General features: G+C 62.7%; 17 protein-coding genes and 1 pseudogene. 13 read left to right on the top strand and 5 right to left on the bottom strand.

Annotated features, from left to right (window positions below):
* Genes AC56LY_RS17430 through AC56LY_RS17420 form a run of 3 tightly spaced genes read left to right on the top strand, consistent with a single transcriptional unit; the run spans position 1 to position 3,257 of the window.
* Positions 1-930 carry an NAD-dependent epimerase/dehydratase family protein gene (locus AC56LY_RS17430; protein ID WP_499581558.1) on the top strand — a complete coding sequence of 310 codons (930 nt, stop codon included), beginning with the start codon at positions 1-3 and terminating at the stop codon, positions 928-930.
* Complete coding sequence (locus tag AC56LY_RS17425; RefSeq protein WP_499581556.1) at positions 927-2,066, top strand: glycosyltransferase family 4 protein; 1,140 nt, start codon at positions 927-929, stop codon at positions 2,064-2,066. Before AC56LY_RS17430 ends, AC56LY_RS17425 begins: the two co-directional genes overlap by 4 nt.
* Before the next feature lie 12 nt (positions 2,067-2,078).
* Complete coding sequence (locus AC56LY_RS17420) at positions 2,079-3,257, top strand: glycosyltransferase family 4 protein (protein WP_499581554.1); 1,179 nt, start codon at positions 2,079-2,081, stop codon at positions 3,255-3,257.
* 170 nt (positions 3,258-3,427) lie between these two features.
* Here AC56LY_RS17420 and AC56LY_RS17415 read toward each other — a convergent pair whose 3' ends face one another.
* Complete coding sequence (locus tag AC56LY_RS17415; RefSeq protein ID WP_499581552.1) at positions 3,428-4,423, bottom strand: response regulator; 996 nt, start codon at positions 4,421-4,423, stop codon at positions 3,428-3,430.
* The gene (locus AC56LY_RS17410; protein ID WP_499581550.1) at positions 4,420-7,782 is read right to left on the bottom strand and encodes an MHYT domain-containing protein; all 3,363 of its coding nucleotides are present in this window, start codon (positions 7,780-7,782) and stop codon (positions 4,420-4,422) included. Before AC56LY_RS17410 ends, AC56LY_RS17415 begins: the two co-directional genes overlap by 4 nt.
* 251 nt (positions 7,783-8,033) lie before the next feature.
* Between AC56LY_RS17410 and AC56LY_RS17405 the strand changes: the two genes are divergently transcribed.
* The 8 genes from AC56LY_RS17405 (at position 8,034) to AC56LY_RS17370 (ending at position 14,097) form a co-directional block, all read left to right on the top strand.
* Positions 8,034-8,789, top strand: a complete 756-nt coding sequence (locus AC56LY_RS17405; RefSeq protein ID WP_499581549.1) for a substrate-binding periplasmic protein — start codon at positions 8,034-8,036, stop codon at positions 8,787-8,789.
* Between the two features lie 115 nt (positions 8,790-8,904).
* Positions 8,905-9,129 (top strand): acyl carrier protein, encoded by a 225-nt coding sequence (locus tag AC56LY_RS17400; protein ID WP_499581547.1) that lies wholly within the window; start codon positions 8,905-8,907, stop codon positions 9,127-9,129.
* Between the two features lie 3 nt (positions 9,130-9,132).
* Positions 9,133-10,170 (top strand): ketoacyl-ACP synthase III, encoded by a 1,038-nt coding sequence (locus AC56LY_RS17395; RefSeq protein ID WP_499581546.1) that lies wholly within the window; start codon positions 9,133-9,135, stop codon positions 10,168-10,170.
* The gene (locus AC56LY_RS17390) at positions 10,167-10,922 is read left to right on the top strand and encodes an SDR family NAD(P)-dependent oxidoreductase (RefSeq protein WP_499581545.1); all 756 of its coding nucleotides are present in this window, start codon (positions 10,167-10,169) and stop codon (positions 10,920-10,922) included. The genes AC56LY_RS17395 and AC56LY_RS17390 overlap by 4 nt, the downstream gene beginning before the upstream one ends.
* Complete coding sequence (locus AC56LY_RS17385) at positions 10,919-11,677, top strand: SDR family NAD(P)-dependent oxidoreductase (RefSeq protein WP_499581543.1); 759 nt, start codon at positions 10,919-10,921, stop codon at positions 11,675-11,677. The genes AC56LY_RS17390 and AC56LY_RS17385 overlap by 4 nt, the downstream gene beginning before the upstream one ends.
* Complete coding sequence (locus AC56LY_RS17380; protein ID WP_499581541.1) at positions 11,668-12,315, top strand: PglD-related sugar-binding protein; 648 nt, start codon at positions 11,668-11,670, stop codon at positions 12,313-12,315. Before AC56LY_RS17385 ends, AC56LY_RS17380 begins: the two co-directional genes overlap by 10 nt.
* Positions 12,315-13,484, top strand: coding sequence for an aromatic ring-hydroxylating oxygenase subunit alpha (locus AC56LY_RS17375; RefSeq protein ID WP_499581538.1), 1,170 nt, complete (start codon positions 12,315-12,317; stop codon positions 13,482-13,484). The genes AC56LY_RS17380 and AC56LY_RS17375 overlap by 1 nt, the downstream gene beginning before the upstream one ends.
* The gene (locus tag AC56LY_RS17370) at positions 13,474-14,097 is read left to right on the top strand and encodes a DapH/DapD/GlmU-related protein (protein ID WP_499581537.1); all 624 of its coding nucleotides are present in this window, start codon (positions 13,474-13,476) and stop codon (positions 14,095-14,097) included. Before AC56LY_RS17375 ends, AC56LY_RS17370 begins: the two co-directional genes overlap by 11 nt.
* A gap of 223 nt (positions 14,098-14,320) precedes the next feature.
* On the opposite strand, the gene AC56LY_RS17365 is transcribed toward AC56LY_RS17370, so the two are convergent.
* The 3 genes and pseudogenes from AC56LY_RS17365 to AC56LY_RS17355 form a co-directional block, all read right to left on the bottom strand.
* Positions 14,321-15,556: an FkbM family methyltransferase gene (locus tag AC56LY_RS17365; protein ID WP_499581535.1), complete on the bottom strand. Its 1,236-nt coding sequence runs from the start codon at positions 15,554-15,556 to the stop codon at positions 14,321-14,323.
* 9 nt (positions 15,557-15,565) lie between these two features.
* Positions 15,566-16,696, bottom strand: a complete 1,131-nt coding sequence (locus AC56LY_RS17360) for a DegT/DnrJ/EryC1/StrS family aminotransferase (RefSeq protein WP_499582074.1) — start codon at positions 16,694-16,696, stop codon at positions 15,566-15,568.
* A gap of 138 nt (positions 16,697-16,834) precedes the next feature.
* A pseudogene (locus AC56LY_RS17355) lies at positions 16,835-18,865 on the bottom strand (O-linked N-acetylglucosamine transferase, SPINDLY family protein); the annotation flags it as partial.
* A 222-nt stretch (positions 18,866-19,087) separates the two neighbouring features.
* Here AC56LY_RS17355 and AC56LY_RS17350 point away from each other — a divergent pair.
* Together AC56LY_RS17350 and AC56LY_RS17345 are read left to right on the top strand one after the other, a co-directional pair.
* Positions 19,088-20,641: an ATPase domain-containing protein gene (locus AC56LY_RS17350; protein WP_499581534.1), complete on the top strand. Its 1,554-nt coding sequence runs from the start codon at positions 19,088-19,090 to the stop codon at positions 20,639-20,641.
* On the top strand, positions 20,638-21,906 hold the full coding sequence (locus tag AC56LY_RS17345) for a sensor histidine kinase (RefSeq protein ID WP_499581533.1): 1,269 nt from the start codon (positions 20,638-20,640) through the stop codon (positions 21,904-21,906). Before AC56LY_RS17350 ends, AC56LY_RS17345 begins: the two co-directional genes overlap by 4 nt.
* Positions 21,907-22,016 lie beyond the last annotated feature (110 nt).

Genomic DNA, 22,016 nt, shown 5'->3' with positions numbered 1-22,016 from the left:
ATGACGCGCCTGGCCACGGACGACACCCTGCTGCGTGAAGGGGAAGGGCGGCGCGCCCTGATCACGGGCCTGCGCGGCTTTACCGGGTACTACCTGGTGCAAGAGCTGACGGCCGCCGGCTACCGCGTGTTTGGCACCGTGATGCCGGGCGAGGAGGTCGGCCCCGACATGTTCGCGGTGGATCTGTGCGACCGCGATGCCGTTGCTGCGATGGTCGCCGAGGTGCAGCCCGATGTCGTGGCGCACCTGGCCGGCATTGCGTTTGTCGGGCACGCCAACGTCGAGGCCATCTACCACGTCAATGTGGTGGGCACGCGCAATCTGCTCGAGGCACTTGCTGGCGGCAGTCACCGGCCAACCAGCGTGCTGCTGGCGTCGTCGGCCAACATCTACGGCAATGCCAGCGTGCCTGTCATCGATGAAGATGTGACCCCGGCACCGGCCAACGATTACGCGGTGAGCAAGCTGGCCATGGAATACATGGCGCGCCTGTGGATGGACAAGTTGCCGATCACGATCGTGCGACCGTTCAACTATACCGGCGTGGGGCAGGCGGAGAATTTCCTGCTGCCGAAAATCGTCTCGCATTTCCGCCGCAACGAAGCGCGCATCGAACTGGGCAATCTGGCCATCGAGCGCGATTTCTCCGATGTGCGCATGGTGGCGCGTGCCTACCGTCGCATCCTGGCGGCAGCGCCGGCCGGCGAAGCGTTCAACGTCTGCTCGGGCATGCCGCACTCGCTGTCGAACGTGATCGAGATGATGGGCGAGATCGCCGGCTACCGCATCGACGTGCAGGTCAACCCGGCCTTCGTGCGCGCCAACGACGTGCTGCAACTGACTGGCAGCAATCGCAAGCTGACTGCCGTGGTGGGCGACCTGGCCCCGACGCCACTGTACGAGACCTTGCGCTGGATGTACCTGGCGTGAATGCCGCAGCGATCAACGTCGGCCTCGGGACGACCATGATCGAACCGGGCCTGACGGGCGGCCGCCTCGATGGCATCGGCGTCTATACCAACGCCTTGCTGCGCCACCTGCCGGCCAGCGGCTGCGCCGTCACGCCGTGGTCCTGGCCGCGCGCGCGCGGCGCAGCCACTGACATCAGTGTCGGCCAGGCCTTTCCTTATTCCTTTGAAACAGCCACGCTGCTCGACGTGGTCACACCGGCTGTGCACCGCGTCCACATGCCGCTCGACGTGTTCCATGTGACCGACTACCGCGTGGTGCGCATGGATTGTCCGGTCGTGGCCAGTCTGCACGACGCGCTGCCGATCAAGCACCCGGAGTGGTGCAATCCGCGCTTGCGCGCGTTGAAAAACTGGCTGCAGGCCAGGGCCGCGCGCAAGGCCGATCACGTGATCGCGCTGTCGCACTTTGCGATTCCCGAGCTGGTCGAGTGCTTCGGCATCGACGAGCGGCGCGTGACGGTGGTGCCGTGCGGCGTCGACGAAAGCTGGCTGACGCCGCCCGCGCCGAAGGCCACGCGCGCCACGCTGGCGGCCTACGAACTGCAGGCAGGCTATTTTTTGTTCGTGGGTACGCTGCAGCCGCGCAAGAATGTCGAGCGCCTGCTGGCCGCCTGGCTGATGCTGCCCGCAGCCGTGCGCGCCGAGCGCGCGCTGGTGATCGTCGGCGCGCCCGGCAGCCGCAGCGAGGCCCTGGTGGCCAGCATGGGGGCGGCGCGCGCGGCGGGCGAGAACCTGATTTGGCTCGATCGCCTGACCGACCAGGAACAATTGCGCCACCTGTATGCCGGCGCCGGCGTGTTCGTCTTCCCCTCACTGTACGAAGGCTATGGCATTCCGGTGCTCGAAGCGTTTGCCTCGAACGTGCCGGTGGTGGCATCCAACACGACCTCGCTGCCCGAAGTGGCGGGCGATGCAGCCTTGCTGGTCGACCCGTTGTCGGTGGGCGAACTGGCCGAGGCCATGCGCACACTGGCACAGGACAGCGCTGCACGCACGCGCTGTATCGCCGCCGGGCGTGCACGTGCCGAACAACTGACATGGCAAAACACCGCACGCCTGACGGCAAATGTGTACCGAGCCGTACTTTCGCAGTAAGCTGAGTTGATTATGCGCGTCCTTCATTTTTACAAGACCTACCATCCGGATTCAGTGGGCGGCGTCGAACAGGTGATCCGCCAGATGGCCGTGGGCACCGGGCGCCTTGGCGTGACCAATACCGTGCTGTCGCTGTCGCGCCACCAGAACCTCGCGCCGTTCGAGTTCGAGGGCCATATGGTGCACCGTGTCCCGCTCAATGCCGAGATTGCGTCCAATGCCATCTCGGTCCAGTCGATCGGCGCGCTGGCGCGCCTGGCGCGTGAAGCCGACGTCGTGCACTACCACTTCCCGTGGCCGTTCATGGACCTGGCGCATTTCATGGCGCGCGTGAACAAGCCGACGGTGGTGACGTACCACTCCGACATCGTGCGCCAGCGCCACTTGCTGCGCCTGTACCAGCCGCTCAAGCACCGCTTCCTGCGCAGCGTCGACGCCATCGTCGCGACCTCGCCAAATTACCTGGGCTCATCGACCGTGCTGGCGCGCTATCCGGGCAAGACCAGCGTGATTCCGTTCGGCCTGGACCGCACCACCTATCCGCAGCCCGACCCCGATCGCCTGGCGCACTGGCGCGAGCGGGTCGGTCCCAAGTTTTTCCTGTTCGTGGGCGTGCTGCGCTATTACAAGGGCCTGCACATCCTGCTCGAGGCAGCCGCCGGCACCGACTACCCGGTCGTCATCGTCGGTGCGGGGCCGATCGAGCAAGAGCTCAAGGAACAAGCTGCGCGCCTGGGCCTGAAGAACGTCCTGTTCGTGGGCGCGATCGACGAACCCGATAAAGCCGCGCTGCTGACGCTGTGCTACGCGGTATCGTTCCCGTCGCACCTGCGCTCGGAAGCATTCGGCATCTCGCTGCTCGAAGGCGCGATGTACGGCAAGCCCATGATCTCGAGCGAGATCGGCACCGGCACCACGTACATCAACATCGATGGCGATACGGGCCTGGTGGTCCCGCCATCGGACGCGCTGGCATTGCGCGCCGCAATGCGCACGCTGTGGGACAACCCCGAACTGGCACGCACGATGGGCCGGCGCGCCGCCGCACGTTTCGAAGAGCTGTTCACATCCGAGCAAATGGCCGCCAACTACACCGCGCTCTACCACGACCTGATCGCCCGCCGCGCCACCGGCACAAGCACCGCCGCGCTTGACCAAACCAGCGCAGTTTTGCCACAGACGAAAGTCTGAGACACCGCATCACCCGCGATCGGCAACGCCGATCGAATCCCCAATCACGCTCAGCAGCGCAATTTCATTCTCAAAAGCTCTTGAAAAACAATTAGGGTCAGAGTCGAATTGTTTGGCAACTTTGGGTAATTGCCCAACAATTCTACTCTGACCCTAATTGGGTTTTGGGGTCAGGTGGTTTCGGCCCAGCGGGTGCGGATTTCGCGGATGGCGGGGAGGCGGGTGGTGAAGAGGTCGACAAGCTGGGGGTCGAAGTGGCGGCCTTTCTGGTCGTGCAGGAAGGCGATGGCGTCGTCTTCGGTCCAGGCCTTCTTGTAGGGACGCACCGAGGTCAGGGCGTCGAAGACGTCGGCGATGGCCACGATGCGGCCCACCAGCGGGATCGCTTCGCCGGCCAGGCCGTTCGGGTAGCCACTGCCATCGTATTTTTCGTGGTGCGTGAGCGCGATATTGCGCGCCAGTGCCAGCATGCCGCTGGTGTGTTCGCCGATGATCTCGGCGCCGATCGTCACGTGGCTTTGCATGATCTTCCATTCGTCGGCGTCGAGCGGTCCCGGTTTTTGCAGGATGCGATCCGGGATGCCGATCTTGCCCACGTCATGCATCGGCGCTGCGTGCAAGAGGTCGTCCGCTTCCAGCTCGTTCAGGCCGGCCGCGATGCCGAGAACGCGCGAAAAGTGGCTCATGCGGATCACGTGCAGGCCGGTCTCGTTGTCCTTGTACTCGGCGGCCAGGCCCAGGCGCTGCACGATTTCCAGGCGGCTCGCGCGCAGCGCCTCCATGCGCACCAGCGACAGGTGGGTGCGCACACGCGCGCGCACCACCGGCGGGCTGACCGGCTTGGTGATGTAATCGACGGCGCCGGCCTCGAACCCTTCGATCTCGTCGGCAGTCTCGGTCAGGGCGGTCACGAAAATCACCGGTACCGAGGCCGTGGCCGGATGCGCTTTCAATGCCGCGCACACTTCGTAGCCCGACATCCCCGGCATCATCACGTCCAGCAGCACCAGGTCGGGCTGCTCCTGGCGCACCAGTTCGAGCGCGCGGGCGCCATCCTTGGCAAACAGCAGGCGATAGTGGTCCTGCAGGATCTGGCGCAGCAGCTGCAGGTTGCTGGCTTCATCGTCGACGGCCAGGATCAGTGGCCGGGTATTGGGTTGGTTCATGCGGAAGGATCGTTGGTGGCGTCGCCAGGCGCGCCGTCAGAGGGTTCGTCCCCGAGGATGGCCATGACGGCCTCCAGATGGTCGAGGGCGAGATCGAAGTCAAAATCGGCAATCGCCGACTGTACCTGTACGACGCGGGTAATGACCGGGTGAGCGGCCAGCGCCACGGCCAGGCTGGTCATGGCGCCGTCGTTCAGGGCGCCGCGGCGCAGCGCTTCAAGCAGCACGCCGCCAGCGCGCCGTGCACGCGCCAGGTCGACCGTGCTGCCTGACGCCGTCGTCGCTGGCGTGACGGCGACGTTGCCGATCGCGGCCAGCGCCGCCTCGAGCGCCAGCGTTGCCACGCCCAGCGCATCGGCGGCATGCCGCTCGTCGGTCGGCACCGCGTTGGTTGCCTGCTCCAGCGTGGCCAGTGCATCGGACAAGCGTTCCAGGCCGACGTTGGCAGCAGCGCCGCGTACCTTGTGCGCGAGCATGCGCAGCTGCACGTGATCGCCGCCGGCGGCATGCAGGCGCATCGCGCCGTCCAGCTGCGCGTACTGGCGGTGGAAGTGTTCGAGCACCTCGCTATAGGCGTCTTCACGGTTGCTCCAGCGATGCAGGCCGGCGCGCCGGTTGAGCACTTCGCGCGGCGCCGTCGATATGGCGGCAGCATCGACCGGTACACCGCCTTCCAGGCCAAGCACACGCGCGATTTCGTGCGACAGGGCGAACCAGTCGACCGGCTTGCTGGCAAAGCCGTCCATGCCCGCATCCACGCTGGCCTGGCGGTGCTCGGCCAGCACGCTGGCGGTCATCGCGATCACCGGCAGGCGCGTCGTTCCATGGCGCGCCTCATGGTGGCGGATGGCGCGGGTCGCGGCCAGGCCATCCATCACCGGCATCTGGAAGTCCATCAGCGCCACGTCGTACTCGCCGCTGGTGGCCAGTTCGACGATTGCGCCGCCGTCGCGCGCGGCCGTCATCGTATGGCCGCGGCGCGTCATCAACAGCTGCATCAGTTCGAGATTCTGCGGCACGTCGTCGGCTACCAGCACGCGCAGCGGCGGCAGCACTGCGGCGCTGCGCACACGCGGCGCCTGATTCCCGAAGCGCGCCAGGATCAACGGCACGCGCACGTGGAACGTCGCACCCTGGCCCGGCGTACTCTCGGCCCAGATCCGCCCGCCCATCAGCTCGACGAGCTGCTTGCTGATCGTGGTGCCAAGGCCGGTGCCGCCGAAGCGGCGCGTCATCGATGCGTCGGCCTGCGTGAACGGATCGAAGATCGCGGCCAGGCGGTCGGGCGCGATGCCGATGCCGGTATCGATCACGGCGATGCATAGCTGGTCGCCGTCAGCGCCCACGGTCAGGGTCACGCCGCCGGTAGCGGTGAACTTGATGGCGTTGTCGAGCAGATTGGTGAGCACCTGGCGCATGCGCAGCTCGTCGCCGCGCAGGCCGGTGGGCAGCGCCGGGTCGTACTGGATGTCCAGGTGCAGACCCTTGGCGCGCGCATTGGCCGCCAGCGTCGACGACAGTTCATCGATCAGGGACAGCAGGTTGAAGTCGTTCTGTTCGAGTTCGACCGCGCCTTTTTCGAGCTTGGCCGTGTCGAGGATTTCATTGAGCAGTCGCAGCAGGGCGCGGCCGGCGCTGCGCACGGTATCCAGGTGGCGGCGCTGCTCGAGATTGAGTTCACCATCGAGCAGCACGTCGGTAAAGCCCAGGATCGAATTCATCGGCGTGCGGATCTCGTGGCTCATATTGGCCACGAAGGTGGCGCGTGCGGCCGCGGCCTGCTCGGCCTTCTCCTTGGCACAGCGCAGCGCTTCTTCCATCTCGCGCCGTTCGGTGATGTCGAGGATAACGCCATCGAGGTACTGGACGTTGCCTGCATCGTCATGCACGCTATTGCCGTTTTCCCAGAGCCAGCGCACGCTGCCGTCGGCGTGCAGCAGGCGGTATTCAACCAGGTAGGGGCGGTCTTCGCGCATCGCGGCGCTGGTTTCCTTGCCCACCCGCAGGCGGTCTTCGGCATGGATCATCGCGCCGAACACGCGGCGCGGCGGGCTGCCCAGGAAGTCGCGCGCCGGGTAGCCGGTGACGCGTTCGACCGCATCGCTGATGAAGATCATCGGCCACTCTTCGTTGATCGCACTGCGGTACGAGATGCCCGGAATATTGCCGATCAGGGAGCGGAACTGCTGCTCGCTGGCCTGCAGCGCGCTTTCCATTGCGCGCCGCTCGCTGATGTCGGTGACGAAGCAGACGAACAGGTCCTGCTCGCCCAGGCGTGCATGGCCGATCGCGCCGCGTACCGGAACTTCGTGGCCATCCTTGTGCAGGCACCAGGTCTCGGTGCTGGTGTTGATGCCTTCGAGACTGCCACGCGCCAGCACGGTCAGCACATTGAAACTGGCGGTGCGACCGCGCTCGGTGAGCAGCAGTCCGATGCTGCGCCCGACGATCTCGCCGCGGCGCCAGCCGAAGATGCGCTCGGCCGACGCATTGAATTCGGTGATGATGCCGTCGCGCCCGACCGTGATCACGCCATCGACGGTGGTGGTGAGCAGGGCGCGCATCCAGGCTTCGCTGCGCGAGAGATCATGGAACATCTGGCGATAGCGCAGCAGGCCGTTCACTCCCAGCACGGCCACCGACAGCGCCACCGTGGTTACCGTGATCGACAGCGCCAGAAAGCCGCTGTTGGCGTCGGCCGCGCCGCCCGGATCGACCGTGCCCGAAAAGCGCGCAGCGGCCATGCCGGTGTAATGCATGCCGGCGATCGCGCACCCCATCACGCAGGCCGACACCAGCAGGCGGCGCGATTCGGACACCGACTGGAAGCGCGACAGGCCATGGCGCACGCTCAGGGCCAGCGTGGCCAGGATCACGGCCACCAGGATCGAGACCGCGAACGTGAACGGATCGTAGTGCAGCGACAGGCGCATGCGCATGCCGTCCATGCCGGCATAGTGCATCGCGCCGATGCCGGCACCGACCAGTACACCGCCCACCAGCAGATGCGACAGGCGCAGCTCGGGACGTGAGATCAGGCTCAGCGCCACCCACGAGGCGCCGATGCTGGGCAGCGCCGACAGCAGCGTCGTCCAATGGTCGTAATGCACCGGCGTGCACAGGTCGAAGGCCAGCATGCCGATGAAGTGCATCGCCCAGACCCCCGCGCCGAGCGCCAGGCTGCCCGTGCCGAGCGCGATGGCGCGGTGCGACGGATGGGCGTTGGCCTGGCCGGTCACCTGCAACCCCATCCACGACGAGAAGATCGCCACCAGCAGCGACAGCGCCACCAGGGTAGGGTCGTACATCCCGTACGTCAGCAGGGATGGATCTTCAGGGACGGCGAACGAAGGCAGCATAATGAAGGTCAGGTTGTTTCTAAGTAAATAAAAATTCCACAGTGCATGTTCTAAAGTATCGCATTTTCCGAATTTACTGTGTTGTTACGCGTGAGAATGCTGGACGAATTGTTGTGTTTTGTCGCGTCCAAGCGACCATCTCAGGCTGTTCATTGCGTGAAAATCATGCTCACTGGTATGCTGGGGGCGCGGCAAGGTACGTCCCGGCGCCCTTGCGTCCATGTCGGCGGCAGTTATCTCAAGAGAATCAAATGCGATTGCGGCAACTCTGCATTGGCCTTGCCATCCTGTCGGGCAGCGCGTCGTCAATGACCGTAGCGGCCCCGCCGGCCGCGCCTTACCTGTCGATCACCACTGAGAGCTCGGGGCCATCGAGCATGCTCGAAGACGGCCGCGTGGTCGGCATTGCCACCGACAAGATCCGGGTTGTCATGGAACGGGCCGGCATCACGTACGACATCACCTTGCTGCCCTGGAAGCGCGCGTACGCGGCCGCACTGCAGCACGCCAACGGCTGCGTGTACTCCGCCAGCCGCACGCCCGAACGGGAAGCCCTGTTCAAGTGGATCGGGCCGACCGACGAAGCGCAGTGGGTGCTGATGGGGCGCGCCGACCGGACCTGGCGCATCGCCAGCCTGGACGATGCGCGCGGCCTGCGCATCGGCACCTATGCCGGCGATGCGCGCGACATCTATCTGCGCAGCCGCGGCCATGTCGTCGACACGTCACCCCACGACATGCTCAATCCACCCAAGCTGCTGCAAGGCCGCATCGATTTGTGGGCCGCCAGCTGGCGCGCCGGCAGCGATGTGCTGGTCAGAAATGGCTGGGACAAGCAGATTGTGCCGGTGTTCGTATTCAACCAGGTCGCCGTCTACCTGGCCTGCAACCGGGCCGTGCCCGATGCACTGGTCAAGCGCCTCAATGCCGCGTTTGAAGCGATCGAGCGCGACGGCACAGCACGCGCCATCGAGCGGCGCTACGAGCGGCGTGCCAGTGCACGGTGACAGGGCCGTTGGTTTGACTTATAGTGCGTCATGATTGTCGTCAATCAAGCGAAATTGGCTTTCGCGACGCCGTTGGCGCTACTTTTTTGCAAGTACACAATTTCACTAGGTTGCAATGGACACACTCGAGCAATTCGTCGAAAAATTCAAGAACGCGGTCGACTTCCAGGATGACGTTCAACTGACCGGCGACACCAATCTCAAGACGCTGGCCGAATGGGATTCGCTGGCGGCGTTGGGCGTAATCATCATGTTCGACATGGAGTACGACAAGGCGATTACCGGCAAGGACCTGGTTGGATGCCAGACTGTTTCCGACGTCTACAAGTTGGTGAGCTGAACTATGGCCCAAGCTACCCTGCGTAACGTCCGCTACGCGGGCATGGCTACATGTGTTCCCCGGCGTGTGTTATCCAATATCGATGACTGCCCGCCGCAATTGCGTTCCGCTCGCGAGCGAGTGGTGCGCAATATCGGCATTGAAACGCGCCGCATCTGCTCTGAATGGCAGTGCTTCTCGGACCTCGCTTTTGATGCTACCGAACGCCTGCTGGCCGAACTGACATGGGATCGCGAAGAAATCGACGCGCTTATCGTGATCACTCAGTCGCCCGACTATCCGATACCGGCCACTGCAATCATTATGCAGGATCGCCTTAAGCTAAAGACCACTACTATCGCCTTTGACATCAACTTGGGTTGCTCCGCGTATGCCTTTGGTATGAATGTCCTCGGTTCCATGATCTCGGCTGGCGGAATCAAAAAAGGGTTGCTGCTGGTAGGCGACAAGTCTGCGACGGTAATTGAACCGTTGTTTTCCGACGCCGGCACTTGTACCGCGCTCGAATATGATCCGAACGCGCCGCCAATGTATTTCGACCTGAATTCGGACGGCAGCGGTTACCGCGCCATCATGTTGCCAGTCGGGGGCGGACGTGAACCAGTGGGCCTGCAGCACATGGCACCGTTCAAGGATGACGACGGCATCTGGCGTAGCCCGGGAGCTCTGATCCTCGATGGACCGGCAGTACTGAGCTTCTCGACTCAGCAGGTGCCGCCTGCCGTACGTAACCTGCTGGCGTATGCAGATTGCTCAATCGATGAGATCGACTATTTCATATTTCACCAAGCTAACCGGATGATCAATGAGACGATCCGGAAGAAGCTCGGCCTGGCGCTGGACAAGGTGCCCACGACGTTGCACGACTTCGGCAACACCAGCGGCGCTTCATTGCCTGTGACAATGACGGTACGCATTCGCGATGACCTGATGCAGGGGAAGAAAAAAATCCTGCTGTCGGGTTTCGGGATCGGCCTGTCCTGGGGTAGTTGTATAATCGACATCGAAGGTGCGGTCTTTCCGGCATTGGTCGAATCGTGAGCTGCGTACCCGCCAATCCGTTCGGGCTTAAGGGTCGTCGGATTCTCGTTACCGGAGCATCATCGGGCATTGGTGCGGCTACTGCACACCTTTGTGCGAATTTGGGTGCTGAGGTAGTCGTCTGCGGGCGCGATACGGTCCGCCTCGACGCAGTTGTCGCTTCTCTTGCCGGTGGAGGCCATCAGACATTCGTTGGTGATTTAACTGACCCGGACGCACGTCAATCTCTGGTCGATGCCGTCACAGCCCTCGACGGCTGCGTATTCAGTGCCGGTATTGCCACATTGGCGCCGATGCGCATGGTGTCGCAGCGTCACGTGGATACTCTGTTCGCCGTGAACTACGACGCGCCAGTCTTGCTGACCCAGGCGTTGCTCGCCAAGCGCAAACTCGCGCATGGCGCGTCGCTGGTGTACGTGACTGCCCTTGCCGAGCATACCGCTCCGCCTGCAACGGGGATATATGCCGGCACCAAGGGTGCGCTGACCTCGACCGTGCGCACAATCGCCGTCGAGGTGGCCAAGCAGGGCATCCGTGCCAACTGCGTTTCGCCCGGCTATGTGGCTACGCCGATGATGGACGGCCTGCAGGCTGTGATGAACAGCGAAAGCAAGATGCAACTCGCTCCGCTTGGCACAATCGAACCGGAAGATGTCGCCGCTGGCATCGTCTGGCTGCTGGCGCCAGCTTCCCGGTGGGTCTCGCGCACGGCGCTGGCAATTGACGCGGGCCTGACCCTGCATCACCGATGAGCGACGATTCTATGTTCCATAGTCCTTTCAGCTTGAACGGCAAAACGATCCTTGTTACCGGCGCATCGGGCGGGATTGGGCAAGCAGTTGCCATCGCTTGCGCGAACGCCGGCGCGCATCTGACAATCACTGGCCGCGACCAGGTGCGCCTGGATGACACCCTGGCGCTATTGACAACAGCTACCGGCGGCGTCCATCAAGCGGTAGTTGCCGACCTGACCGATCCAGGCCAGCTTACTCAACTCGCCACGGTAGCGGGCCAGCTCGACGGCGTCGTGCATGCGGCTGGCACCCATGGCACATCGCCGGTCCGAATGTTTCGCCAAGCACACTTGGAATCTGTAATGGCCGCAAATTACGTTGCGCCAGCCATGTTAACCCAAAAGCTGCTCTATCAAAAACAGCTCCGCAATGGAGCGTCGCTGGTATTCGTTTCGTCGATCTCGGCCCATACTGGCACCGTCGGCGTCGGACCGTATGCCGCCTCGAAAGCGGCGTTGGAAGGATTCATGCGCGCGCTGGCGCTGGAAATTGCGCCGCGTGGCATGCGCGCCAACGCGCTGGCGCCGGGCCTGGTGGATACACCGCTGGTCAACTATGCCACCGAATGGTTTGCCGAGCAGGGAAAAAAATATCCGCTAGGATTGGGTCAGCCAGAAGATGTGGCGTATGGCGCCGTTTACCTGTTGTCCGATGCCAGCCGAAAGGTAACCGGCATTTCGCTGCATTTGGATGGCGGCATTCCATGGACGTGAATCCTGTGCTACGACGCATTCTGATCATTAGTGCTGGCGGTTTCGGCCGCACCGTGCTCGGCATGGTGCGCGACGACCCAGCGAGTGGCAAGGATTGGCGCATCGTCGGTTTTCTTGATGGACGCCCCGAGTTGGCCGCGAAGGCGCCGTTGCAGATCATGGGCGATCCGTTAACGTACTGCATCCAGCCAGGGGAAGAATTTATCTGCGCACTCGGCGACCCAGTCCAGCGCCGACGCTACGCTGCGCCGCTACTCGAACAGGGCGGGGTCTTCATGAACCTGTGTACCGGACTCATTGACTACGGCGGGCCAAGCATGGGACAGGGGTGCTTGTTCGAACAATACGTGCGCACCGGCGTAGATGTCCGCATGGGCGACTTTGTCATTATCCAATCGACCACGGTGATCGGCTACGAAGTGACAATCGGCTCGTACGTAACGATCGGGAGTTTCGTCTTCGTCGGCGGTCGCGTCACCATCAACGACAACGTTACCATTCACCCGCACACCACGATTCTTCCTGGTGTGACGATTGGCGCCGGCGCCGTGATTGGCGCGGGCAGCGTCGTGATCAAAAGCGTGCCCCCTGGCGTCACCGTGATGGGCAATCCCGCCAGAATTTTTCAATTCAAGTAATGCAGACACCGATCCCACCGAAAGCCTACATTGACCAGGGATGGTTCGAGCGTGAGCGCGAGCTGCTGTTCAAGCCGCTCTGGCAATTTATCGGTCCCAAGACTCTGCTTGACAAGCCAAATGCCTTTATCACGCGCACTTTATTCGGGATACCGGTTGTGGTCCAGAATTTCAAGGGTGAGCTGCGCGCTTTCGAGAATGTCTGCCCGCATCGACAAAGTCCGATCCAGCTCAAACCACATGGCGTGCGGCCGTTTTTTTGCAGTTACCACGGTTGGAGTTTTGGCCAGGATGGAGCCCCGACTAACATCCCCTTCGAAGATGCGCTGTACCGTTTTTCGCCGGAGCAGCGCGCATGTCTGCACCTGCACCGTTTTTCGCTCGAAGTCATCGGCAATCTGGTGTTCGTCAACTTGTCGCCGCAATCACTGCCAATTGCAGAGCAGTTCGGACAGAGCTATCTGGACTACCTCACTTTGGCATCGAAGGCCTTCGACGGTGAGGTAATCATGACGACCTACGAAGGAAACTTCAACTGGAAGCTGGCCTATGAGAACCTGCGAGATGTTCACCATTCGCGCTACGTGCATTCGCGCACACTGTACCAGGAAACGCGCTTCGTGCCCCTGATCAACGAAGCGAGCACGAGTGTACTGCATCGCATGCAGGCCGGCGGCCCCGTCACGGACCGCGAAGAAGCGCTGGCGCTGATGCGCTCTTTTAGTACGGGCGGGCGCGACGCTCCGCTGGAGCAGCCTCCGGCCAACAGCTGGCATCCTTTGGTAGCGCGTTTCATCGACCGCGATGGTGAATCTCACGACGCGTATTACAACTGGCTGCCCTTTCCCAATATGCACATCGCCTCCGCCAACGGTGGCTATTCTTTCACGATCGAGCACCACATTCCGGTCGCCGCGGGCCGCACTGAGATGATCGTGTATTACATGACTGCGAAGAAAACGCGGCCGTATGCCGCATCTGCAGCAGTCTTGCACGCGACTATGCTAGGCGCAGACAAGGTATTACGTGAGGATATAGATGTAATGGAAAACATACAGCGCACCTTGCATCCCGACGCCTGCCGTGCAAGTCTCGGGGACTATGAATCGGAGAATGCGATCATTCACCACTGGTACATGAACCTGATGGAGGGGCGCTTTGTCCTGTAAATTCATCGTCGGCACCGAGCCCGCTTTGGCGTGGGCGATGGCCGCGTGGCGTGAAGTCGCACCTGGGCTAGAGCTAATAGCGCTGCCGATGGTCACGCATGCCGACATAGCCGAGGTGGATGCCCTACTTGCTGACCGTGACCTGACCGGCGCGACTGCCTTCGTGACACTCGACGCACAGCACCTTAATTTCGCACGCTTGGAGCGAATGGGGCTCTATCGCACGCGCGGCCTGCGCATGCCGCCGCTGGTGTGCCGCGGTGCCATTATCAGCGCCACGGCGAACATCGGCGAAAACAGCTATGTTGGACCGGGCGCGATCGTGGGGCAGGGCTGCACTGTTGGTTACAACAGCGTCATTGGGAGCGGCGCGCGCATCGGCGATGGCAGTCGTATTGGCAATTCGTGCTGGATTGAGGATGGGGTCGTCCTTGGACGGGGCAGCCGCATCGGCGCACACGTGACTCTCGGCAGTGGCGTCATGATCGGCAGTGACATTGAAATCGGCAAGTTATGCGTCATCGACCGACCTGGGCGGATTGATCAGGATGTGACCGCCAAAACTTTTCTGCACGCCTCTTACTCCCATCCGATGGTCATTGTGGGCGCTTGAGCGCCCATGAGCGTCAGCTTTAATGTTCTGCGGGCAGTGAAAGGCCGAAATCGTCAGAGTCGGCTTGCGCTTCCGAATCAGGTTCCAAACCGCTGACGTCGCTCTTGAAGATCGTCGAGTTTCATGGTCTCCCGACGCATTTGAGCGCTCGCCGGAGTCGCGGTTGAAATTGATGCTGGAGCGCTTGTCCGGGCGATAAACGAAGGGACTTCGTGAGAATCGGTCAGTAAAAGTACAGGCAGGTGTCCCAGCGGTCTTCGGTGTGATGGCGCAAGCCGATCCGGTAATCTGGCGCGATGCTGTCGACGAAATGCGGCAGGTCGAGCAAGTCGGTAGAGCGGTGATAGGCCGAGAGCATCAGCTTTGGACGGGCTGTGCTGATCGTGTTCGCTGCGCCCTTGAGTGCGGCCAGTTCATACCCCTCGATGTCCATCTTGATGATCGTCGGCACATCGTCGATGATGTCATCGATACGTTCAACGCGCACGTAATCAGCGTCCGGACAGGTCTGCGCCCTTTCGGGCGGAAGCACTGAGCCACCGTGATAGCCAAGATGGTTGAAGGGCACGCGATCGGCGTGCTCGCCGACGGCGACTGCGTGCAGCGACAGTTTGTCGGCATGCGACGTACCAGCGTACTTCCTGAAAAAATTTTGCAAGGTAGCGACGTTGAGGCGGTCCGGCTCGATCATCCACGAGCGCGCGAACCGTCCCTGGGTCGTACCGATCAGGGCGGTCGTTGATTCGCCGATCGAGGCGCCGCAATCGACTAATTTTTCATGCTCGGAAAACGAGAACAGGCCAGAACGCACGTAAAGCGTCGAATAGGGCCGCGCCACATTCAGGAACCACTCTGGATTGCATGTCAGGTGAAATGTCAGCACTGCGTACAGCGTCTCGACCGAATACGGGTCGCCCATGCGGTCGGCCAGCGCCAGATATTCGTCGTAGCGCGTAGCAATCACGCTACCCCAGTCGGCTACCCGGTAGTCCATGAATTCGCTCAGGTCGAATGCCCGTGCGGCCTGTTCAAAGTTGATGTGGCGGATGGCATGGTTACGACATACGTCATCGAAAAAGCGCCGCGGCAGGTCATTTCGGCAGGCATTGATCGCGATGACGTCCGGATCGTTCTTGCACAGAGCCAGGAAGCGGTCAGTGGAGATAATGTCCACCCCCAGAAATTGCTCGCCGCGGTGAGCGCGAAAATCGTCTACCACGCCGAGCAGGCGCACACGCTCTCCAAACCCGTGAATCAGGTTGGCGCCGAAGTCGCTTCGTCCCAGCAGGACAACTGGGGTATCGACATTACGTCGCCCGAAGACTTCACGCACGCCCGCCGGGATGCAGAATTGCGGGTCCTGACGGTAGAGATTGACAGCGGCGAGGAACGCGGCTTTGGGGTCAAAGTTGTCCAGCATGAGGCGGGTTATGAGCGAGTCTGGTGTAAATGATGGCATGGGTCGCTTTCAGGAGGATGTGAGAACGCTGATAATGCGTTCGATCTGGTTCATCGCGAGTTCCGGATAGATAGGCAGGCATAATACTTGGCGCGCTATCGTGCTGGCCTGCGTCACATTTTCTAAAGCCGCCGATGGCAGTTGCCGGTACATTGGAAATTCGCTGATCAAGGGATAGAAGTAACGTCTTGCGTAAATCCCTGCTGCACGCAACTTCTCGTAGAGCGCGTCACGAGTAAGCGGAAAGCTCTCCCGGACCAGTACCGGGAAATATCCGTGGTTGGAGGTATGCCCCAATTCGATCATTGGATCAATACCCGTTACATCTTCGAGCAGCCGCCGGTAGGTCGCATCTACGTGTCTGCGTTTGCTCAGTGACGTATCCACAGACTGCAGCTGCAGCAGGCCGAAGGCTGCGCTAACCTCGTTCATCTTGCCGTTCAGGCCAACCTCACTCACGGTTTGCTCGTCGACGATGCCGAAGTTCTTGAGTTGGTCGATGCGCAGCTTGGTGGAAGCATCGTGGCAGACGATGGCGCCGCCTTCAAAGGTATTGAAGACCTTTGTGGCGTGAAAGCTCAGCACTGACAGGTGGCCATGACGCAGGATGCTTGCGCCATCCTGGCGCACACCGAAGGCATGGGCGGCGTCGTAGACGACTTTCAGGTCGTGCTTGCGCGCGATGCGTTCGATCGCGGAAACGTCGCAGGGATTGCCGTAACAATGCACTGGCAGAATGGCCACGGTGCGTGGTGTAATGGCAGCCTCGATCCGGGTCGGGTCGAGGTTGAACGTGCGGGGATCGATGTCGGCAAAGACTGGCGTAAGGCCACTCCATAATATCGCGTGGCCGGTAGCCACGAACGAGTAGGGCGTGGTGATGACTTCACCTTTTAGGCCCATTGACTGAAGTGCCGTCATCAAGGCAAGTGTGCCATTGGCGAATAACGAAATATGATTGACGCCCAGGTAGGCGCACAGCGCCTGCTCGAGGCGCTGGTGGAATTGCCCACCGTTGGTCAGGAACTTGCTGTCCCAGATCTGCTCCAGGTAACTGACAAAGTCCTCCAACGGCGGCAGGTCCGGCTGGGTGATATACAAGGGTAGCTCGGCTATCGGCGTAGGGGAAGCAGCCGTCATTGGCACCTCGAATGCCAACGCCGGCATGCCAGCGCACCAACGCTCCCACATCAGCCGCAGTGCCTGTTCGACGCTGTCAGCAATTTGAATCATGAAGTCGGATCCGGTGGGCGGGAAACGACTGCGCATGCCTGCGCGCAGCGCGGCCAGTGCCGTCAGGTCTCGGCATGCGGCTACCCCCTTGCTGACAAAGTCATCTGCATCGTGCGCGATGAATTGGGTCAGCGCGTTGTGTTCGAGGATGCAGGCCGTTTGGCGCCCGGCAGCGGTCTCCCCCGCCAGCGTGAGGGTCGGCACGCCCATCCACATTGCGTGCAGCGTCGTGGTGCCGCCCGAATAGGGGAACGTGTCCAGGCAGATGTCGACCTGATTGTGCAAAGCCAGGTAATCGGCCATCCCGGTACGCCCATGATACTGAACGCGTTCCGGGTCGATACCTTCCTGTGCCAGCCAGCCAGTCAACCCTTCGCGGCCATGCTCGGGCAAGCCGCCCACCAGCAGTCGCGCATCGGGCACGCCGCGCAGCAGCATTGCCCAGACGGCGACGACGTCCCGGTTGATCTTGCTGAGACGATTGAAACTGCCGAACGTGACGTAGCCATTGGCCAGGGCTGGCAGTTCGACCAGATCGGGCGCGTCAGAAGCAGGTTGAAATGGCGCGGATACCGGCAGGTGCACCAGCTGTTCGGTGAACAGGTGGTCGTACTGGCCGGGCGGCAGAATATGATGGTCAGTGAGATAGTAATCCACAGCGTCCAGGCCGGTGCTGCCGGGGTAACCGATCCAGCTCGCTTGTAGTGGGGCAGGCTTCCTTGCAAATACGGGTAACCGGTTGTACGCGGTATGGCCTGACAGGTCGATCAGGATGTCGATGCCGTCGGCGCGGATCAGCGCGTCGAGCGCCGCGTCGCCCAGGCCGGCCACGTCATGCCACACCGCCATGTAACTGCGCAGGCGCTCGGTCACCGTATCATGGACCGGATACGTGTAGTAGGCGTGCAAAACCAGCTGCGTCCGGCCTGCCAGGCGCGCGAGCACGGGCTCGATGAATGCAGCCAGCGCATGGTTGCGCAAATCGCCCGAGACAAATCCGATGCGCATGGGCCGCGCCGGGTCGGGCGCATTGTCCCAGGTAGTGCACGGCGCGCCGACACGTTGCGCAAGCAACTGGCCAAAGTTCCGATGTGCGGCAAACAGCGTCTCCGGGTCGATGCCAGCCACCTGGCTCATGCAGAACAGCATATTGCTGTGCGCGTCAGAGTTGGCTGGATCGCGCGCCAGCACGCTGCGGTAGGCCTCGACCGCCTCACGCGCACGGCCCTGGTGCTGCAGGATCATCGCGAGCGTATTGCCGGCCTGCGCATGCGCCGGATCGAGCGCGAGCGCGGTGCTGGCGCTGGCATGCGCTTCGCTCAGGCGGCCAGCGTCGAGCAGCGTGAGCGCCATGTGGTTGTGGGCGTTGGCATCGTCGGGGCGCAGCGCGACGGCGCGTTCGAGCACGGCCTGCGCGTCGGCCAGCCGGCCTGCGCCCCGCAGCAGCAAACCCAGATTGCTCAGCGCCTCGGCATCGTCCGGCGCGTACTGTACGGCCACCTGCATCGACTCGAGCGCCTGCAGCAGATCACCCTGCAAGTGGTGGATGCCACCCAGCAGCTTGTAGCCGAACGGATGCTGCGGAAACTGCTCGGTTAAAAACTGCGCCGCATAGCCTGCTTCGTCCAGGCGCCCCGACGCGAACAGCGCGGTGGCGGCGTCGATGGTGTCGGGATCCGGCGCGCCGGCCGTGGCCAGATGCTGTTCGAACCCATCGACCTCCGGCCCGGCCAGGCCGTGGCTGCGCCCCAGTGCGATCAAGTCGGTCGCCGTGGCGAACTGGCGCGCGGCAATCAGTGCCTCGATGTAGGCCAGCCAGTAGCGCTCTTCGCCGGTATCGCCCTGCAGGGCTTCGGTCAGGTGCGGGATCGCGGTGGCCAGGTCGCCGGTGTGGCGCGCCAGCATGCCCAGGCCAAAGTGGGCGTCGGGATAGCCGGGAGCAAGGTCGAGCACGGCGCGGTACAGCGCCTCAGCCTGCGCCGGCTGGCCGGCGGCAGTTTCGTGTGCGGCGGCCTGCAATGCTTCATCGACGATGTGCCGGACCGCGTCGCTGAGGGGAGTGCGCTGTTGTTCCATGGATGCGGGCGGCGGCCTTTGCGTATCGAGAGAGCGTACGGGAAGTACGGATGTGACGACCGGCGCGGTGTAGTAGAGAGCGCAGGCAGGATTGTTCTACAGCATCATTCAACACAATAGATCATGGACTTGCCAGGGTCAAGAATCGGTCGCATGCGGCTGACTTTGGAGCGCGGCATGTGCACATGATAAGCTTCCCCATTCTGCAGAAAAGGTGGGTTCATGAGCGCGTTGGTGAAGACAGGGATTGTGGGGCTGGACGAGATCCTGCACGGCGGTATTCCACGCAATAACAACCTGCTCGTCGAGGGCCCGCCCGGTGCAGGCAAAACGACGCTGGGACTGGGCTTCATCTACCGCGGCGCCGTCGACTTCGACGAACCGGGCGCCATCGTCTCGTTCGAACTCGACCCGGCCAAGTTGCTGCGCGACGCCGCCGGCTTCGACTGGGACCTGCAGGGCATGATCGACCAGGGCCGGATCAAGATCATCCAGACCAGCCCGGCCGTGCTGATGAGCGAATTTCGCAGCAGCGACGGCGCATTCTCGGCCGCGCTGCTGGCGATGGGCGCCAAGCGCCTGCTGATCGACGGCCTGACACCACTGCGCCTGTACGCCGAAGGCAACGACATCCCGTTCCGCGAAGACGTGCACCTGTTGATCGAGGGGCTCACGCGCCTGGGCGTGACGACGATGGTCACGGCCGAAAAGGACGCCTCGCTCGGCGGCGTGCTGGCCCATGAACGCTTCGTGTTCGACACGATCATCTCGCTCACGCTCGAAGAAGCACGCCGTCGCGTGCATCGCCGCCTGACGGTGGCCAAATCGCGTGGCCAGGATTTCATCGGCGGCAGCCACACCATGCGCATCGAGGCGCATCAGGGCGTGCACGTGTACCGCCGCGCCCAGTCGCGCCCGGTCATGTCGCCCGACCAGCCGACCTCCGAAGAACGCCTGTCGACCGGCTCGACCGCCATCGACAAGATGATGGACGGCGGCATCTACAAGGGCTCCGTAACGCTGGTCAGTGGCATTTCTGGCACCGGCAAGACGGTGCTGAGCGTGCAGTTCCTGAGCGACGCCATCAAGAACGGGCACAAGGCGCTGCTGGTCAGTCTGGACGAGCACGCACGCCAGCTGATGCGCAACGCCAGGCCCCTCGGCTTTGATTTGCAGGCGCTGGTGGATGCGGGCGACCTGTTCATCCATTATGAGTCGCCGCTCGAACTTGAACTGGACGTGCACTTCGACCGCATCATCAAGCTGGTGGAAAAAGAAGGCATCGACTGCGTCGTGTTCGATTCGATCGCCGTGTATGAAATGACCAGCCGCAGCGAAGTGGCCGATTACCTGTACGCGCTGGCGAGCTTCTTCAAGAACCGGCTGGCCACGACGCTGTTCAACTACGAAAGCCCCGAACTGCTGGGCGTGTCGCAGATCAGCGAAGAGCTCAAGGGCTCGCATCTGGTCGACAACATCATCCTGCTCAACTACGTCGAAATCTCCACCGTACTGCGGCGCGCGCTGGCCGTGCCGAAGGTGCGCGGCAGCCGCAACCTGCAAGTGACGCGCGAATACACGATCGGCGTGGGCGGTCTGAATCTGTTGGACGACAGCGACGACAATAACCAGGCCGTCCCGCAGTTACCCTTCTCGTCGTATTACGGTCTGCTGTCGCGTTCGCCATCGCGCCAGAGTCCGATGATCGAGGAAGCCGTCGCCAATGGCGAGCCCTTGCCCGAGTCGACGCACCAGCCGGTCGAAACCAACCGGTGATCACCGTCGACCTGCCTGACAAGCCGCCCATCGACTGGGACGACTGGCGCGCGCCGCTGCGCCAGTACACCGAGGCGACCGGGCTGGTGACGTCCGTCTACGACGCGACCGGCGTGCGCCGCATCGGGCCGTTGACCGGCTCGCGCATGTCGACCTTCCTCGCCGAGCAGTCGACGCTGTGGGCCGAGGACGGCCCCGGCACGGCGCTCGAGCGCAGCCTGGCGCGCGACGTCTGCCAGCAGGGTGCACCGAGAGCCAGCGAGTTCAGCGAAGGCTTCTGCGTGCGCGCCTTGCCGCTGCTCCTGCATGGCGATGTGTATGGCGTACTGGTGTTCGGCTGGCGCTTTGCCGATTTCAGCTCGCCGCTGGCCTGCGAGCGCATCGGCCGGCAGATCGGCGTGTCGGGCCATCTGCTGTGGAGCGAAGTGCGACTTGACGCGCCGGTCTCCGCGCAGCGCATGGCTACCTACGAAACCCTCCTGCTTACTCTCTCGAGCACGCTCGACCGGCAGCGCGAAACCATCGACGACCTGACGCGCGTGAACCGCACGCGCGAGCTGTTCCTGGCAACCGTCTCGCACGAGATGCGCACGCCGCTGTCGGCGCTGTCGATGCGCATCGAACTGATGCTGCGCACGATTCCCGACCTGCCAGAGAAGGCCGTCAGCGGCCTGGAATCGATGCGCGTGCACGTGCGCCAGGAAGCCGGCATGGTCGACGACCTGATCGACGCGGCGCGCACGCTGACCGGGCAAATGTCTATCGTGCGCAAGCCGATCGTGCTGGGGCAGGTGCTGCGCGAAGCGATCGCCACGGTGGAGCCGCATGCGCACGCCAAGCAGATCCTGATGCAGGTAACGCCCGCCGATTATGGCGCGGATATCCGCTTCGAGGCCGACGGGCAGCGGCTGCAGCAGGTGTGCTGGAACCTGCTGTTCAATGCGGTCAAGTTCACGCCGGTGGGCGGGGTGATCCGCATCGGCATCCGGCGCAGCGGGGGATGGGTCGAGATCGATATCGCCGATTCGGGGCAGGGCATCGAGGCGGACGATCTGCCGCATGTGTTTGGCGCGTTCAAGCTGCAGCAGCATGACAATGCGACCGGACTGGGACTGGGGCTGTATATCGCGCGGCGGATTGTGGAGCTGCATGAGGGGACGCTCAGTGTCAGCAGTGAAGGGCGGGGACGAGGGGCGACGTTTGCGATTCGGTTGCCGGTGCAGGGCGCTGCATTGGTTGCGCCTGAACGTCCGGACGACGCATAGCAAAAAACCCGCGTTTCCTGTGAGGAGAGCGGGTTTTTAGCATGCTACGCGTGCACGCAGCTCGTTGCCGTCTCAGCACATTGCGCCGCTGAATGAACAACGCGACAGAA

The organism is Telluria sp. ZT3P25 (assembly GCF_059685895.1).
This window is presented reverse-complemented; position numbering and strand designations above follow the sequence as displayed.